This is a genomic window from Pseudomonas sp. NPDC087342 (assembly GCF_044744265.1).
GTDB classification, from domain to species: Bacteria; Pseudomonadota; Gammaproteobacteria; order Pseudomonadales; family Pseudomonadaceae; genus Aquipseudomonas; species Aquipseudomonas nunensis.
This window is the reverse complement of sequence record NZ_JBIUXZ010000031.1, coordinates 61,812-62,563: the sequence shown is the minus strand read 5'-3', so window position 1 is coordinate 62,563 and position 752 is coordinate 61,812. Positions and strand designations below refer to the sequence as shown.

Sequence of the window (752 nt, the reverse complement as noted above, 5' to 3'; positions counted from 1 at the left end):
CCGTAAAGGAATCTTCCTCGGCGGAGTCCGCATGCCCTAAAGCTCCAGGCAGCAGTCGTGTAACCGCATCGATCAGGACCATCGCCGGCAGCTCGCCGCCAGACAGTACATAGTCGCCAATCGACCACTCTTCATCGACGTGAGCATCTATAAAACGCTCGTCAATGCCTTCATAGCGGCCGGCAATCAGGATCAATGCATCCAGATTCGCCAACTCGCGGACCGCCGACTGAGTCAGCTGACGGCCTTGGGGGGACAGGTAAATCACCTTCGCCGCCTCCCCGGCTGCTGCCTTGGCCTGAACCAGAGCATCTTCCAGGGGCTTGATCTTCATCACCATGCCCGGGCCACCGCCAAATGGGCGATCGTCCACAGTGTGATGTCGATCCGTCGTGTAGTCTCGCGGATTCCAACAGGTCAGCTGCAACAGCCCCTGTTTCACCGCACGACTGGTGATGCCGTACTCGCTGATGGCGGAGAACATCTCGGGAAACAAACTGATCACTTCTACGCGCAAGTTAGCCACGCTTAGAAGTCCGCATCCCATTCCACCTTCATCTCGCCTGCGGCAAGGTCGACTGCCAACACGCATTGCTCCGTATAGGGCAACAGGCGTTCGCGATCATCCAGGCTGCCAGCGCAAGGCTTGACCACCATTACATCATTGGCGCCGGTTTCCAGAAGATGATCGATTTTCCCGAGCAATTGCCCTAGTTTAAAAAAAACATAAATACATCCATCATGTAACAATA

Annotated in this window: 1 protein-coding gene and 1 pseudogene; both read right to left on the bottom strand. The window is 55.6% G+C overall.

Annotated elements, in window-relative coordinates; translation table 11 throughout:
- Window positions 1-547: tRNA (guanosine(37)-N1)-methyltransferase TrmD (gene trmD / locus ACIOYV_RS30895; protein ID WP_401329938.1), on the bottom strand; the 547-nt coding region annotated here is incomplete at its 3' end.
- Window positions 529-752, bottom strand: a pseudogene (locus ACIOYV_RS30890) (ribosome maturation factor RimM); the annotation flags it as partial. The pseudogene ACIOYV_RS30890 and the gene trmD, both read right to left, overlap by 19 nt.